Below are 14221 nucleotides of genomic sequence, written 5' to 3'. Positions count from 1 at the left end.
ATTCACCATTCAGTGAATAGCAGAAATTATAGGGGCGATGAGGACTGGGTTGCAAGCCCGGGGAGGAATTTCTTAATGCGGACGTTATCAAGGGGGAAGGCCTGGCGAATCGGGAGGATTGGAGCGACTTCCGGCTACCGATCAGCGCGGTGTAGCCGTGGTGCCCAAGCCATTTTGTTAACTGTTTGGTGAACTCTCAGGCGATGGCCTGCAGGCTGCGCCACACCGGTGCCGCCGCCGACGCGAAGCCCGGCACGTGCAAAGAGGTCAGGTCGAGCTGCCCCTGGTGGACCGCGAGGTGGGGGCGGCCGGTGCTGTTTTCGTACAGGCCGGGGTGCGCCGCCGCGAAGGCCTGCGCCTCTTCTTCAGGCGCGGTGCCAAAGCCGTCCACATAGTGGTGCCCGTTGCGCTCGATGTGGGTCACGCCCAGGCTGGCGGCGAGCAAGGTGTCTTGCTGCACCGCCAGGCCGGCCTGGCAGGTGAGGTCTTCGCCCGAGAGCAGCAGGCGCGGGTCTTGCGCGATGCGGTGGGCGTTGCGCAGCGAGCGGTAGATGCCTTTGCAGGCCTTGCTGGAGATGCCGTGGTAGCCCAGGGCCAGGCCCTCGTCGAGCGCTTCGGTGTGGTCGTCCGACTCGTCCAGGATCACCGGCACACCGATGCCCAGCGAGGCGATGGACTCGCGCAGCGCCACGGCGCGCGCCAGCGGTTGCTCCAGCAGCAGGGTGCGGCGCAGCAGCTCGGCCAGCGCGGGCGTGGTGCGCAGGGTGTGCCAGAAGCGCCCCAGGCTGGTGGCGTCGGTGAAGGTTTCGTTGCCATCGAGCGTGACGCGGTAGTCGCCGCCCAGGCGCTGCAGCACCTCGACGATGCGCGTGAGCCGCTCCACGTCGGCCTCGATCTGGCCGCACAGCTTGAGCTTGAAGTGGTGCAGGCCGTGGCGGCGGATGGCGGCCTCCAGCGTGGCGGGCAGGCCGTCTTGCGGGTCGGTGCCGGGGTCGGCGTCGGTGAGGCGGTCGGCCAGGCCCACGGTGTGGCGCAGCACCACCTGCGCGGGGCGCTGCAGAGACAGCCGCGGGCCCCATGGGTCGCCCAGCACGCCCGCGCGCAGCCCTTCCACCCAGGGCAGGCCCGCGGCGCGCAGTGCGGCGTCGGCCACGGCCTTGTCGAGCAGCGCGGTGCCGAACTGCGCGGCCAGCCGAGGCAGGCCGCGCCCCACGGACACGACCATCGCGGCTTCACCCGCCTCTTGCGACAGCGCGTGCGGGCTGAGCGCCACGCCGGCAGCGAGCACGGCTTCGCGCGCGTTGCGCAGCGACTCGCGCAGTTGCTCGAAGTTTTGCTCGTGGGTGAGCGCAGGCGATTTGTCGAACCACTTGGGCACCATCAGCTCGGCGCTGGCGCCTTGCACGCGCTGGCCGTTGGCCACGGCCACCACGCGCACAAAGGCCTGGGGGCATTGCGTGACGGTGGCGGCGCCAAAGCGAAACGGCAGGCGCAGCGTGACGTGGCGCTGGTACAGCTGCACTTCGTGGACGCGCAGGGTCACACCGGTCATGAAAGGGTTCTCCAGAGATCTCTGACGTGTTGTGCCGAGGCGCGGGCGCAGCCCGGGCCATCGGGCAGGTATTCAAACGGTTCCACGGCCACCCAGCCGCTGTAGCCGGCGTCCTTGAGCACTTGCAGCACGGGGCGCTGGTCGGTGTCGCCCTGGCCGGGGCCGCGGCGGTTCTTGTCGTTCACCTGCACGTGGGCGATGTGGCCGCTGGCCAGGAAGCGGCGCAGCACCTCGTGCACGGGCTCGGTCTCGCTGTGCGACGCAGCGCTCACATCCAGCATGGTGCGCAGGGCAGGGGAGCCGATGCGGTCGACCATCGCCGCTGCTTCGGCCACGGTGTTCACCACATTCGTTTCAAACCGCCCCAGCGGTTCGATGCAATAGACGACGCCTGCGGCCTGGGCATGCGGCGCCAGCTCGGCCATGGCGGATTCGAAGCGCGCATGGGCGTCCTCCACCGTCTGGCCCGCCGAGGGCGAGCGCTGGCGGGGCGAGCCGTGCACCAGCACGCGCGCACCGCAGGCGGCGGTGAAGTCGATCAGGCGGCGCAGCAGGTCCAGCGTGCGCTGGCGCAGCGCGGCGTCGTGCGTCACGAGCGACAGGCCATCGGGCTTGACCAGCAGCCAGTGCAGGCTGGAGACCGCCAGTCCGTGGCTGTGCGCGGTGCCGCGCACCTGGCGTGCGGCGGCGGCATCCAGCGCCTCGGGTGTGTCGGTCAGGGTGAAGGGCGCGATTTCCAGTGCGTCGTAGCCCATGCGCGCGGCGGCCTGGCACTGCGCGTCCAGCGTCATGGGCTGCAGCACCTCGTTGCACAGCGCCAGCTTCATGTGGGGGCCTTGGGCTTGCGGCCATAGAGTGCCCAGAGCTTCCAGCCGATGGTGGCGAAGATGAGCGCCGCCACGGTACCGGCGATGGGCCGGGTGAAGAAGGGCGAGAGGTTGCCGTCGGAGAGGATCAGCGCGCGGCGCAGGTTCTTCTCCAGCAGGTCGCCGAGCACGATGCCCAGCACCAGCGGCGCCATGGGGTAGCCGTAGTGCCGCAGGCCAAAGCCGATGAGGCCGAAGGCGAGCATCACGTACACGTCGAACAGGCGCCCGGCAATCGCAAAGCTGCCCACGGTGCAGAGCACGAAAACGATGGGCGTGATGAGGTGCTGGGGCACGCGCAGCACCTGCACCAGCGCCTTGGTGAGCACCAGGCCGAAGATGAGGATGCCCACCGTGGCAAACAGCATCATGGTCACCACGTCGTACACGAACTCGGGGTTCTCCACCATGATCAGCGGCCCGGGCTTGACGCCGTGGATGATCATCGCGGCCATCAGCACCGCAGCCGGCGCCGAGCCCGGAATGGCCAGCGTGAGCACCGGGATGACCGCGCCGGGCACGCAGGCGTTGTCGCCGGTTTCGGCGGCCATGAGGCCTTCCACCGAGCCCTTGCCGAACTTCTCTTTTTCCTTGCTCGCGCGCTTGGCTGCTGCGTACGACGACCACGCCGCCACGTCTTCCCCCACGCCCGGCACAATGCCCACGCCAGTGCCGATCAGGCCCGAGCGCAAGATGGTGCGCCAGTACTGGAACACGTCGCGCACCTTGGGGATCACCGTGTCGAATGCGCTGATCTTCACCGGCAGCTGGCGTTGCCGCATGGCGGTGAGCAGCTCGGCAAAACCGAACGCGCCCACGAGCGCCGGCACCAGCTGGATGCCGCCGGCCAGGTCGCGCACGCCAAAGGCAAAGCGCTCGTAGCCGTATTGCGGCTCCTGCCCGATGGTGGCGATGAACAGGCCCGCGATGCCCGCGATCCAGCCCTTGAGCGGGTCGTCGCCCGTGAGGGTGCCGGCGATGATGACGCCGAAGAGCGCGAGCCAGAAGAACTCGTACGCACCAAACTTCAGCGCCAGCCCACCCAGCACAGGCGTGAACGTGGCGAGGAAGAACATGCCGATCAGCGTGCCCATGACCGAGCCCGTGGTGGCGATGCCCATGGCGCGGCCGGCCATGCCCTGGCGCGCCAGCGCATAGCCGTCCAGGCACGAGGCGGCCGACGCCGGGGTGCCCGGAATGTTGAGCAGGATGGCCGAGCGCGAGCCGCCGTAGATCGAGCCCACGTAGGTGCAGATGAGGATCAGCAGCGCCTGGCTGGGCGGCAGCTTGAGCGTGAGCGTGGTCATCAGCGCCAGCGACATGGTGGCGGTCAAGCCCGGCAGGGCGCCCATCACCACACCCACCAGCGAAGCCAGCAGGGCATAGGCAATCGTCTCCACGCTGCTGAAGCGCGCGATCGACTGCCCGAACATGATCAGTCCGTCAAACATGGGGGTCCTAGGGAAGGCGAACGAGAAAGACCTGCTGAAACACCACGGTGACGACGGCCGAGGTGAGCACGCCTGCGATGACCGCCACGGCGAGGCGGCGGGGCAGGGTCTGCTCGGCCGGGGCAAAGGTGGCGACGAAGGCCGCAACAAACAGCGCCGTCACCAGCCAGAACGGGGCGCGGCCGATCAGCAGGCCCGCGTAGAACACCGACAGCAGCATCGTGATGACGATGCGCCGGTTCAGCAGCGGTTCGGCGGGTTCACTGGCCGCACCCGCTTCCTTGGTGTGGCGCAGGCCGCCGCGCAGCATCAGCACCAGCCCCAGCAGCGCCACCACGGCGCCGATGATGCCGGGCACGAAGCCCGGCATGGTGTAGAGCTGCGCGCCCATGGCCTCAAAGCGGTCCATGCGCACAGAGCCCGCCACGATCAGCAGGCCGAACAAGACCCAACCCGCTCCGCCCCAGAGGTCGGAGCGGGCGGTTTTTCCACCCTCGGTCATGTGATGTTCCGCGCGGTGTGCTCAGGGCTTGGGAATGCCCACGGTGTCGGGCGACACCTTGGCCTTGCCGGCGGCTTGCTGCGTCCAGGCGTACGACTGGATGGCCGGGAACACGGCCTTCTGCGCCTCGTCACCCGCCATGGGTGCGAACATCGCGCCGCGCGACTGCGCGTACTTGCGCAGCGCTTCGCTCTTGACCATTTCGGTGGCCCAGATCTTGTCCAGCGTCTGCTTCACTTCGGCGGGCGCACCCTTGGGCACGAAGATGCCGAAGTAGTTGATCGGGTCCTTGAAGCCAGGGATGAACTGCGACAGCGGCGGAATGGTGCCGTAGCCTTCGATCTCGATCGACTTGTCGCCCACCACCGCCAGCGGGCGGATCTTCTTGGCGCGGATCATGTCGGTCTGCTCGGCGGCCAGCTGCGTGGTCACTTCCGTTTCGCCAGAGGCGGCGGCCACGGCGGCGGGTGCACCGCCGTCGTACGTCACGTGCTTGTAGGTCACACCGGCCACACGGGCGATGGCTTCAATGGCCGAGTGGCCGCTGGAGTTCACGCCGGCCGTGGCCACCGACACCGCGCCGGGCTTGGCCTTCATGGCGGCGAGCAGTTCGGTCATGTTCTTGTACGGCGCGTCGGCGTTCACGCCCACCACCGCGATGTGCGCCACATTCAGGTACAGGTTCCAGTCGTTGGCCGAGGTGTCGAGCATGCCCAGCACCTTGTAGGTGCCGAGGTCTTTGGCGCCGCCAGCGGTCCAGGTGTAGCCGTCGGCGGGCGCGGCCATGGCGTTCTTGGTGCCCACCGAGCCCGAGGCGCCTGGCTGGTTCATCACCACGATCTTCTGGCCCAGGTGCTTTTCAAGCTCGGCCGCCGTGACGCGCGAGACCTGGTCGGTGGAGCCGCCCGGTGCCCACGGCACGATCAGCGTGATCGGGCGGTCGGGCTTCCACTGGGCCATGGCGCTGGCCGTGGCCAGGGTCAGCAGGGAGGTGATGAACAGATGGCGAAGGGGCAGGGCGGTTTTCATGCGTGGTCTCCAGGGTTTAATTCACCGAGCAGTTAATAGTAGAAACCACACCCCGGCCCGTCAAGCCGCCAGCCACTTCAGCTCATCAGGACATACCCTAGGATCACCTCGCACATGTGGGACAGGCGTTCGCTGCGCGCCTTGGGCGTCATGAGGTCGCGCCCGAAGATGGCCGAGAGCGTGTGGTTGTTGGAGAGGTAGAAGTACGACAGCCCGGCGATCGACACATAGAGCTGCAGCGGATCGACACCCCCGCGAAAGCTTCCGTCTGCCCGGCCGCGTTCAATGATTTCGCCCAGCGTGGCGATCAGCGGCGAGTTCAGCTGGCGGGCCCGCTCGGACTGCTCCAGGTGGCGCGCGCGGTGCAGGTTGGCGCTGTTGAGCAGGGTGAGAAATTCCGGGTGCTCCAGGTAGTAGTTCCAGGTGAACTCCACCAGGCGGCGCAGCGCGGTTTCGGGCTTGAGGTGCAGCAGGTTGAGCTGCTGCTCTTCCTCGCGGATGTCGCGGTAGGCCTGCTCCAGCACGGCCTGAAACAGCCGCTCCTTGTCCTCGAAGTAGTAGTAGATCAGGCGCTTGTTCAGGCCCGCGCGTTCAGCGATGCGGTCCATGCGCGCACCCCCCAGACCATGCTCCGCAAACTCGTCTCGCGCCGCGATCAGAATGGTATTCTGCGAGCGGTCGGCGTCTCTCAGGCGCTCTTCCGTCACGGGTGTGGGTGGGGTGCTCATGCCGCAATAATTCTCTAATTGGTTAATAAAGTCAAATGACCCGCATCGCTGGCCACCTGCTTGTGGAATGTCTGATTGTCCAGGGTGTGACGCACGCCTTTGGCGTGCCCGGGGAAAGTTACCTCGCGGTGCTCGACGGCTTTCATGCCCACGCCGATCGCATTCGATTCATCACCAACCGGCAGGAAGGCGGCGCGGCCTTCATGGCCGAGGCGCAGGGCAAGCTCACCGGGCGGCCGGGCGTGTGCTTCGTGACGCGCGGGCCCGGTGCCACCAACGCGTCCATCGGCCTGCACACCGCGTTCCAGGATTCCACACCCATGGTGCTTTTTGTGGGCGACGTGGCGAGCGACGCGCGCGACCGCGAGGCCTTTCAGGAGGTGGACTACGCCGCGTTCTTCGGCCCGTCCACCAAGGGCATGGCCAAGCGCGTGGAGCGCATTGACGACGCACGCCGCATTCCCGAATACGTGGCGCGCGCGTTTGCCACCGCCATGAACGGACGGCCCGGCCCGGTGGTGCTGGTGCTGCCCGAAGACATGCTCACGCAGAGCGTGGACGCCGAACCCCTGCCGCGCGTGGAGCCGGTGCAGGCCTGGAGCGACCCGGGTGCCTTGCGCGAGCTGCGCACCCTGCTGCTGGCCAGCGAGCGCCCGCTGGTGATCGCCGGCGGTGGCGGCTGGACACCGCAGTCGGCCGCCGCGCTGCAGCGCTTCGCCGAAAACTGGCAGCTGCCGGTGGCCAACGCCTTTCGCTTCCAGGACACTTTTGACAACCACCACCCGCTGTGCGCGGGCGACGTGGGGCTGGGCATCAACCCGGCGCTGGCGCGGCGCGTGCGCGAAAGCGACCTGCTGATCGCCATCGGCCCACGCCTGGGCGAGGCCACCACCGGCGGCTACACCTTGATCGAGGCGCCGCTGCCCCGTCAGAAGCTGGTGCACATCCACGCCAGCGGCGAGGAGCTGGGCCGGGTCTACCAGCCCACGCTCGCCATCCACGCCACGCTGAACGCCGCCGCCCGCAGCCTGGAGGTGCTCACCGCGCCGCCATCGGTGCCGTGGCAAGCGTGGGCACAGGCCTGCCACGCCGACTACCTCGCCAACATCGATGTGGCCAATGGCGGCGTGGTGCTGCCCGGCACCATCGACATGCCCGCGCTCATCCACACGCTGCAGGCGCACCTGCCGGCCGATGCCGTGCTCACCAACGGTGCTGGCAACTTCGCCAGCTGGCTGCACCGCTTCTACCGCTACCCGGGCCTGGCCAAGGGCTTCAAGACGCAGCTGGCCCCCACCAATGGCGCCATGGGCTACGGCGTGCCTGCGGGCATCGGTGCGGCCATCCTCACGGGTCGCACAGCCTTCACCATTGCCGGCGACGGCGACTTCCTCATGAACGGGCAGGAGCTCGCCACGGCGGTGCAGCATGGCGCCAAAAGCATCGTGCTGCTGCTCAACAACGGCAGCTTCGGCACCATCCGCATGCACCAGGAGCGCGAGTACCCCGCGCATGTGAGCGGCTCAGGCCTGAGCAACCCCGACTTCTGCGCGCTGGCCCGCGCCTATGGCTACCAGGCCGAGCGCATCACGCACACGGCCGAGTTCGAGCCCGCGCTGCAACGCGCCCTGGCCGCACCGGGTGGCAGCCTGATCGAGGTGATGCTGGACGTGGATGTGATCACCACCCGCGGCACGCTCACGGCCATCCGGCAGGCGGCGCAGGGCGGCGCAAGGTAACTGCGTCACAAAGTTCCCGGCACCTGCACACACCTGCGCGGTGCGGGGGCTGCCTAGACTGGGCCATCCATTTACAGGGGTTGGTCATGTGGCAGACATCAGATACGTCGTGGAACGGCGGCTCGGACGCGACCGGCAGCAGCACGCGCGCGGTCCTGTCGCACCAGCAGCTCATGCGGGTGTTCGACGAGATCGACTACGGCATGCTGATCATCGATCCGCAGGGCCACATCCTGCACGCCAACCACCTCGCGCGCCACGAGCTCGCCCAGGGCCGCTTGATCATGTCGTACGGCAACAGCCTGCTCGGCAGCAGCGCGGAATTCACTTCGCAGATCCAGCACGCCATGGAATCGTCGTTTCGCGGCCAGCGCAAGCTGGTGATGCTGAACGTGGGCGACAAGGAGCTGTCGCTGGCCTTCATGCCGCTGAGCCATCCGCTGGAGCCCGATGCGCCATCGGTGCTGGTGCTGCTCTCGCGCCAGAGCCCGAGCGACAACCTCGCGGTGCGCATGTTTGCGCGCACGCTGGGCTTGAGCCCGAGCGAGGAGTCGGTGCTCATGGGCCTGTGCCGGGGTTGGCAGATCGCCGAAATCGCCAAGGAGCACGGCGTGGCCGAGTCCACCATTCGCAGCCAGGTGAAGACGCTGCGCGAAAAAGCCGGCTCGCCCAGCATCCGCGACCTGCTGCACCGGGTCAACACGCTGCCGCCGGTGGTCCCTGCCTTGCGCATCATCACGCCCATGCCCCACAATGCCACGGAGTTTTCCCACCCGTGAGCATGGATGCCTGCAACCGCCGTTCCCTTTGCCACCCCCCCGAACACCCACCACATTGAAGCGCTTGCCGATCTGGGCATGGCGCGCAAGTACCGGCGCGGTGCGTTGCTGATCCAGGAAGGCGAGACAGGCGACACGCTCTACATCGTCCTGCAGGGGCGCTTGCGCGCATTCGTTTCCGACAACCAGGGCCGTGAGCTCACGCTGGGCATGTATGGCCCGCTGGAGTACGTGGGCGAAATGTCGCTGGACGGCGGCCCGCGCTCGGCCAACGTCGAGGCGGCAGAGGCCAGCACCTGTGCGGTGGTCACGCGGGCCACGCTGCTGGACTACATCGCCGCCCACCCCGAATTCGCCCTGGAGCTCATGGCCCGCCTGATCCGGCGCGCACGCCTGGCCACCGACAGCGCGCGCAGCGTGGCCTTGATCGACGTGTACGGCCGCCTGGTGCGTCTGCTCAACGAGCTGGCCCGCAGCCCGAACGAGCAGGGCGAGCGCCCCTTGAAGGAGCGCCTCACCCACCAGCAGATGGCGCAGCACCTGGCCTGCTCGCGCGAGATGGTCAGCCGCCTGCTGAAAGACCTGGAAACGGGCGGCTACATTGCGGTGCGCGAGCGCTGGATCGTGTTGCGCAAGCCGCTGCCCGCGCGCTGGTAGGCGCCCGCCAGTTTCAGAGGTGGTCGAGCAGGGCCCGCGCCTGCAAAGGGGCCGATGAACTCGTGCCCGCCAGGCGCACCACGCTGCCGCTGAGGCTGCCCGCACCGAGCACCCCCCACAGCGCCGGGTTGTCGTCGCAGGGTTGCAGTGTGTCGGGCACGTTTTTCACTCCGGGGCGTTGTGGCCGGCTGGCGTCGGGGTCGGGCTTGCGCGGGGAATACAGCGCAAAGAGCCCGCCGGCAGACGGTGCATGGCGCACGCCGCCCACGCTCACGGTGCGCTGGCCGGTGGACAGGCTGTTGAACGTGCCGCTGCGCCGAATGGGCGTCGGGTTGTCGGCATGGTCCACGAAGGAGCCCAGGTTGCCGCTGGTGTCGTAGAACACGTCTTCCAGGTACGACTGCCGTGCCCCGGTGTTCTGGCCGATGGCCACGTCGTCGCGCTCGATGTAGGCGTCGAACAGCGTGGCGGTGGTGCCGGTGTTGGCGAGCGTCACTTTCCACGCGCCAAAGGGCGCGGTCGTCACGGTGGCCTTGCGGCTGAAGGTGGGTGCGAGCGCCAGCAGCGCGCAGGTGCCGTGGCTGCCCAGCGCCGAGGTGCGGGGGTAGATCAGGCCGCAGCGGGGCGTGTTGTTGGCCTCGGTCCACAAGCCGGCATGGCCCATGCGCATGGGTGGCAGGGGCTGGGCCTGGCCCGGCGGTGTCACGCTGATCTGCACGTGTTCTGCGCCCTCGGGCAGCCAGATTTCCAGATAGCTTTCCGTGCGGTCGTCGGGCTGCACGCGCCAGTGCAGCGTCACCGATTCGCCGGGCGGCAAGCTGGCGTTGGCGTGGGTGCGGCTCTGGTAGGCATTGCCGGCGGGCACCGCCACTTGCAGGCGGCCACCGAGCAGCTCGATGAGCTGGTCCATGGCGGCCTCCAGCACCGAGGTGCCGTCGTGCGGGCCGGCCAGCGTGCCCCAGCTGATGTTCACCACCACCTGCGCCGTTGGCGCGCAGCGCGCGAGGATGTACATGAGGCCGTCTAGCACGCTCACGTTCATCGCGCCGCCCGAGGTGTCGAGCACGTTGGACCAATCGAGCTGCACCGCCACGAGATCGCAGCGGCTGGCCTCGTCGTCCATGGGGTGCAGCCGGTTGCCCTTGCCGCAGGCCAGGCTCATCACGTGCGTGCCGTGGTTCACCGGCCGGCTCAGGTCCCAGAGCTGCAGGTGTTGGTAGAGCGCCGCTTCGTCCAGCTGGCCGTGGTGCGTGTGGGCCGCCATGGCCGCGTCGATGGCGGCACCCGAGAGTTCGTGACCGTAACCCATGTCGCACGGTGTGGGCCCTGCGCGGGTGGGGTCCAGCGGCACGCGGTGGCGCGGCTGGTTGCCGGGCCAGTTGCCATTGACGGTGTCGTCCTGCCGCCAGAAGTGCTTCACCCGCGTGCGGCCTTGCGTGTCGAGAAACTGGTCGTTGGCGAACGCCAGGCCACCGTCGATCAGGCCCAGCACCTTGCCAGTGAGCAGCCCCGGCGCAGGGGCGGGCTGGCTGCCAGGGGTGCACGGGTCCACCAGCGGGTGCGTGTGGTGGCCCACAGGCAAGCCCAGCTCGAAGCGCTGGATCAGCCCACGCAGGTGAGCGTTTTGGCGCCATTGGTCGAAGAAGCGCCGCTTCACGCGCGCGCTGCAAAAGCGCAAGCCCGGCATGTTGAGGTACACACGCGGAATCTGCAGCCACGCGGTGGACGAAGCCGCCACCAGCGCGGGCACGTCGGCATGGGCGCTCAGCTCGATCACGATCGGCAACCACTTGGGTGGCTTCTTGCCCCGCCCCAGGTGGTAGCCGGCGAAATGATCGGCCTCGGCCCAAGCGAGGTAGGGGTCTTCGCCGTCGATGGCGCCGGGCGCGCTCCAGTCGATGCCGGTGAACTCACCGGTGGGCAGCGGCTGCCATGCGCCGCTCATGCCCACTCCTTGAGCGCTTCCTCCCAGAGCCAGTTCAGCAGCGGCGCGTTGCCCACGGCGGTGGACGCGGCAGCGCGCGTGTAGGCGTGGCCGCTGGTGTGGTCCATCGACTGGTGCAGGCTGAAGTCCAGCGGCTCGCCGTTGGGCCCCTCAAACAGTCGGCCATCAAAGCCACGCTCGTGCACGCGCGTGCCGGTGGCGCGCGCCACCAGGAACTCGGCCAGCGCCGTCCCGAGCAGGCGGCCTGCGGCACTGTCCACGGGGTAGTGCACGCCGGCCACCACGCGGTTGGTCGCGATGCGCGCGGCCAGGCGTTGCAGTTGCTCCCGGCTGAGCACGCCGTTGGGCGTTGAACCCGTACTGGGTACGGTATCCAGCAGGGCCTGAAGCAAGGTGGCCACGGCAAAGGCCTCGGTCGCGTGCCCACTGGGCCAACTGCCGTGCCCCGGCGTTTCGATCATGGGCTGGATCTGCGGCGAGATGGCCACCGGGCGGATGCTGGCGAAGATGTGCTTGAAGCGCATCTCCACGAAGATGCACAGCGAAAACACGAGGTCGATCAGCTGCAGCGTCTTCTTGTGGCGGTGCGCCGTGAGCCCGACCACGGAAGACCAAAATGCGATGGGCGGGGTGCGCTGGTCCACGATTTCCACCGCGCGGTCGGCGCGCAGATCGGCATAGGCGGCCACAAGGTCGAGCTGCTTCTTGAACTGCGCCTTGGTCGGCGCACGCATGCGCACGAGCGGCTTGCGCTGGATGTTGCTGGCCTGCAGGTTGGCGAATTCCAGCGTGGCGTCTTTGGGACCGCTGCGCGTCTTGAAGAGCAGGCCTTCAACGAGCTGTGTGAAGCATGCTTCCAGGCGCGGCCCATCGGCCCAGAGCGCGAGGTTGGGCGGGTGGTCGAATGTGGGTTCGTTGACGTGGAGCACCGCGCCGTTGAACGGGCCCACGATGGCGGCACGGCTGAGGATGAGGGCGTCGGCGGAGACGATTCCACCACTGATACCACCGCTTATTCCTCCACTGATGCCCCCACTTATCCCGCCACTGATGCCGCCGCTCATAGGGTTCCCCTGGTTGGTTGATTAGTGAATTCGAAGACCCAAACTGGTCAGCGCTTTCGCGACACGTTGCCTTAGCGGGCTCTCGCCTCCGGCGGCCAAGTACTGCTGTACCGTCAAATGCGGTTGCAGTTGCGTCAAGAGCGTGAAAGTCTCTTTTGCCTCTTTCTCCAGGCCTAGTTCGTGTTGAGCGATCAGCAAAGTCCGAATGGTGGGCAGGTGGTACCGGTTCTTCATCAGCGAAGCGCGGCAGAGCACGATGGCGCGATCCCATTGCTCGAGCGCTGCGCAGCTGGTCGCCAGCATCATCTCGAAATAGTATTTCTGCGGGTCCAGCGGAGAGAGGTGCAAGGCGTTCTCCGCCTCCGTCATGGAGTCTTCCGGCGTGCCCCACATCGTCGACCACACGCTGTTGTACAGCCAGGCCATCGGATCGTTGGGGTTGCTCTGCGTGGCTTCCTGGAGCAGGCGGTGTGAGGCGTCCACGTCCTCGCCCAGGTGGCACAGCGCATGGCCCTTGATGGCCATGGCCAGCGAGCTGCTGGGTTCCAGGTCGAGCGCGCGGTCTGCGGTGTCAATCGCACGCTGAAAATCGCGCGCCGGTTCGCCAGACAGGCCTTGCACCACTTGCATGATGTGCCACTTGGCCAGCCACGCCCAAGGCGTGGCCACACGTTTGTGGCGTTCCACCACGGCTTCGAGCAGCTGGTGGCTGCGCTGCAGGTCGCGCGGCGTGGAGCGGTGCATGAGGGTGATGCCGCCCAGCATCAGCGCATTGCTGTCGAGCTGGGGCACGGGCAGCACCAGGGTGCGCTGCACCACGTCGTTGAGCAGCGCCTTGGCGCACGCCGAACACAGCGCATCGATCAGGCCGCTCTGGATTTCCAGCAGGTCGCGCGTGTCGCCAGACAGGCGCTCGGCCCAGATCACCTCGCCGCGCTTGCGGTCCGAGAGCTCGGCCATGATGACGACCTTTTCGCCATACGTGACATAGCTGCCGCCCAGCACGAAGGTCGCATCCAGGCATTGGCCGATTTCACCGGCGCTGCTCTGGCGGCCCCGGAATGCGGTGGTGGACATGCGCGAGATCACGCGCAGGTTCTGGCTGCGGGCGAGCTGTGCGATCACGCCGTCAGCGATCAGCTCGCCGATGACGAACTGCTCGGCCGCGTGGCTTCGGGTTTCGAAGGGTACGACCGCAATCGAAGGGCGGAAGTCGGTGGCTGCGCCTTCAGGCACGCGCGGGCGCACCGCCGCCGAAGCGGCAGACACCGGGTACACCTGCCAGGTGCGCACCGGCTCGGGCCAGTGCTTGAGGTAGCTCTCGCCGCGGTCTTCCACTTCGGCGTCTACGCCGACGACGATGCCGTCGAAGATGCTGGTGGTGACGAGCGTTTCGCCAGGTGCAGCGAGGTCCGACACGCGTGCAGCGAGGTTCACGCCGTGGCCGTACACATCGTTTTCGTCGACGTAGAGGTTCGTGGCGTTCAGGCCTGCGCGCAGGTGCAGTTGTTGGGCGGGCGGCAGGCTCTGGTTGAGTGGGCCAAAGTACTGGTGCATCGCGAGCGCTGCGCGCACGCCGTCGGTGGGCCGGTCAAACTCGGCCAGCAGCCCGTCGCCCAGGCTCTTGACCAGGCGGCCATGGCACGAAGGCAGCACCTGCGTGGTGGCGTGGTGCAGGAAGCCGCGCCACTGGTTCACCACAGCCGCCTCATTGGCCGCCATGAGCCGCACCGACTCGACCAGATCGATCACCAGCACGACCTTGTGCCGTTGCTGTGGCAACGGGGGGGTGGTCGGGGGCGCTTTCTCTGCTTCCAGTGTGGGTGAAGCGGTCACGGGCTGGCTTGCGTTCATGCCGATGGGGAGGGAGTCGGGAGTTTGTTGCAGTTTCTCACAGGTCTCCCAGCGC

At 67.7% G+C, this 14221-nt stretch carries 12 protein-coding genes; 3 read left to right on the top strand and 9 right to left on the bottom strand.

Annotated elements, in window-relative coordinates; all coding sequences use genetic code 11:
- Nucleotides 1–196: 196 nt before the first annotated feature.
- From KXJ60_RS21280 to KXJ60_RS21255, 6 genes are all read right to left on the bottom strand, one after another.
- A complete protein-coding gene (locus KXJ60_RS21280) occupies nt 197–1552 on the bottom strand; it encodes an enolase C-terminal domain-like protein (protein ID WP_291132327.1) in 1356 nt (451 codons plus the stop codon).
- Nucleotides 1549–2379, bottom strand: a complete 831-nt coding sequence (locus KXJ60_RS21275; protein WP_291132324.1) for a sugar phosphate isomerase/epimerase family protein — start codon at nt 2377–2379, stop codon at nt 1549–1551. The genes KXJ60_RS21280 and KXJ60_RS21275 overlap by 4 nt, the downstream gene beginning before the upstream one ends.
- Nucleotides 2376–3869 carry a tripartite tricarboxylate transporter permease gene (locus tag KXJ60_RS21270; protein WP_291132321.1) on the bottom strand — a complete coding sequence of 498 codons (1494 nt, stop codon included), beginning with the start codon at nt 3867–3869 and terminating at the stop codon, nt 2376–2378. Before KXJ60_RS21270 ends, KXJ60_RS21275 begins: the two co-directional genes overlap by 4 nt.
- A gap of 7 nt (nt 3870–3876) precedes the next feature.
- Nucleotides 3877–4371 (bottom strand): tripartite tricarboxylate transporter TctB family protein, encoded by a 495-nt coding sequence (locus KXJ60_RS21265; RefSeq protein WP_291132318.1) that lies wholly within the window; start codon nt 4369–4371, stop codon nt 3877–3879.
- Between the two features lie 21 nt (nt 4372–4392).
- Nucleotides 4393–5400: a tripartite tricarboxylate transporter substrate binding protein gene (locus KXJ60_RS21260; RefSeq protein ID WP_291132315.1), complete on the bottom strand. Its 1008-nt coding sequence runs from the start codon at nt 5398–5400 to the stop codon at nt 4393–4395.
- A gap of 77 nt (nt 5401–5477) precedes the next feature.
- A complete protein-coding gene (locus KXJ60_RS21255) occupies nt 5478–6128 on the bottom strand; it encodes a TetR/AcrR family transcriptional regulator (RefSeq protein ID WP_291132313.1) in 651 nt (216 codons plus the stop codon).
- A gap of 35 nt (nt 6129–6163) precedes the next feature.
- On the opposite strand from KXJ60_RS21255, the gene KXJ60_RS21250 reads away from it, so the two are divergent.
- From KXJ60_RS21250 to KXJ60_RS21240, 3 genes are all read left to right on the top strand, one after another.
- Entirely contained in the window at nt 6164–7867 is a 1704-nt protein-coding gene (locus KXJ60_RS21250) for a thiamine pyrophosphate-binding protein (protein WP_291132311.1), read from the top strand.
- Nucleotides 7868–7953: 86 nt separating this feature from the next.
- Entirely contained in the window at nt 7954–8646 is a 693-nt protein-coding gene (locus KXJ60_RS21245; RefSeq protein WP_291132308.1) for a hypothetical protein, read from the top strand.
- A gap of 6 nt (nt 8647–8652) precedes the next feature.
- On the top strand, nt 8653–9303 hold the full coding sequence (locus KXJ60_RS21240; protein WP_291132305.1) for a Crp/Fnr family transcriptional regulator: 651 nt from the start codon (nt 8653–8655) through the stop codon (nt 9301–9303).
- Between the two features lie 13 nt (nt 9304–9316).
- Here KXJ60_RS21240 and KXJ60_RS21235 read toward each other — a convergent pair whose 3' ends face one another.
- From KXJ60_RS21235 to KXJ60_RS21225, 3 genes are all read right to left on the bottom strand, one after another.
- Nucleotides 9317–11248 carry a hypothetical protein gene (locus KXJ60_RS21235; protein ID WP_291132303.1) on the bottom strand — a complete coding sequence of 644 codons (1932 nt, stop codon included), beginning with the start codon at nt 11246–11248 and terminating at the stop codon, nt 9317–9319.
- Nucleotides 11245–12312 (bottom strand): phosphatase PAP2 family protein, encoded by a 1068-nt coding sequence (locus KXJ60_RS21230; protein WP_291132302.1) that lies wholly within the window; start codon nt 12310–12312, stop codon nt 11245–11247. The genes KXJ60_RS21235 and KXJ60_RS21230 overlap by 4 nt, the downstream gene beginning before the upstream one ends.
- A gap of 21 nt (nt 12313–12333) precedes the next feature.
- Nucleotides 12334–14221: hypothetical protein (locus KXJ60_RS21225; protein ID WP_291132300.1), on the bottom strand; the 1888-nt coding region annotated here is incomplete at its 5' end.

Origin of the sequence: Hydrogenophaga sp., from assembly GCF_019264445.1 — a bacterium.
Classification (GTDB): domain Bacteria; phylum Pseudomonadota; class Gammaproteobacteria; order Burkholderiales; family Burkholderiaceae_C; genus Hydrogenophaga.
The sequence above is the reverse complement of the archived record's forward strand: the minus strand, read 5'-3'. Positions and strand labels throughout refer to the sequence as shown.

Excerpts from the sequence above, each read along its gene's own strand:
- KXJ60_RS21280 (WP_291132327.1), bottom strand. The coding sequence starts at position 1,552 with ATGACCGGTGTGACCCTGCGCGTCCACGAAGTGCAGCTGTACCAGCGC.
- KXJ60_RS21275 (WP_291132324.1), bottom strand. The coding sequence starts at position 2,379 with ATGAAGCTGGCGCTGTGCAACGAGGTGCTGCAGCCCATGACGCTGGAC.
- KXJ60_RS21270 (WP_291132321.1), bottom strand. The coding sequence starts at position 3,869 with ATGTTTGACGGACTGATCATGTTCGGGCAGTCGATCGCGCGCTTCAGC.
- KXJ60_RS21265 (WP_291132318.1), bottom strand. The coding sequence starts at position 4,371 with ATGACCGAGGGTGGAAAAACCGCCCGCTCCGACCTCTGGGGCGGAGCG.
- KXJ60_RS21260 (WP_291132315.1), bottom strand. The coding sequence starts at position 5,400 with ATGAAAACCGCCCTGCCCCTTCGCCATCTGTTCATCACCTCCCTGCTG.
- KXJ60_RS21255 (WP_291132313.1), bottom strand. The coding sequence starts at position 6,128 with ATGAGCACCCCACCCACACCCGTGACGGAAGAGCGCCTGAGAGACGCC.
- KXJ60_RS21250 (WP_291132311.1), top strand. The coding sequence starts at position 6,164 with ATGACCCGCATCGCTGGCCACCTGCTTGTGGAATGTCTGATTGTCCAG.
- KXJ60_RS21245 (WP_291132308.1), top strand. The coding sequence starts at position 7,954 with ATGTGGCAGACATCAGATACGTCGTGGAACGGCGGCTCGGACGCGACC.
- KXJ60_RS21240 (WP_291132305.1), top strand. The coding sequence starts at position 8,653 with ATGCCTGCAACCGCCGTTCCCTTTGCCACCCCCCCGAACACCCACCAC.
- KXJ60_RS21235 (WP_291132303.1), bottom strand. The coding sequence starts at position 11,248 with ATGAGCGGCGCATGGCAGCCGCTGCCCACCGGTGAGTTCACCGGCATC.
- KXJ60_RS21230 (WP_291132302.1), bottom strand. The coding sequence starts at position 12,312 with ATGAGCGGCGGCATCAGTGGCGGGATAAGTGGGGGCATCAGTGGAGGA.